General features: G+C 42.4%; 1 protein-coding gene. It reads left to right on the top strand.

Going from position 1 to position 528, the window contains the following annotated elements; genetic code table 11:
• The coding region (locus tag R7R78_RS29240; RefSeq protein ID WP_318119877.1) for a GNVR domain-containing protein at nt 1-528 on the top strand (528 nt) is incomplete at both ends.

Here is a 528-nt window from a genome sequence, read left to right as displayed (position 1 = left end):
ACTCAGCAATTGATTCGCGAAATCTCTTCTAGTAAGCAACAAGACTTACTTGCAGCGAAAGCTCACGAAGACATGTTGCGCGAAGAACTGGACAGAAAAAAATCAGATTTCCAATCATTGGGTTCGCAAAAGGCGCGCTATGAGCAATTGAAACGAGAAGTAGAGTCAAACAAAGATCTTTACGAAGCTTTCTTAAATCGAGAAAAAGAAACCAGCGCTACTAGCGATTACAAAAATGTGACCGCTCGCTTTACTGATAAAGCGATCATTCCACTGTTTCCTGTCGCGCCACAACGAATGAAACTGGTGCTTATCGCCACATTCTTCGGTTTTGCTATCGCTTGTGCATTGGTGATCATTTTAGAAACGTTGCGAGAAGTCATCCGCACTTCAAACGATGTTCAAGATAAGCTAGGCGTGACATGCTTGGGGGTTATCCCAATGGTGAAAAAACGTACCCTGCGAAAAAATGGGGTAAGTTATACCGCCTACTTAGATAAAGATGAAAAACTCTTTAGCGAAGCTTGT

The sequence above is a fragment of the Vibrio sp. 2134-1 genome, from assembly GCF_033339495.1.
Note: the sequence above shows the minus strand (reverse complement) of the source record. Positions and strands in the feature narration are given on the sequence as shown.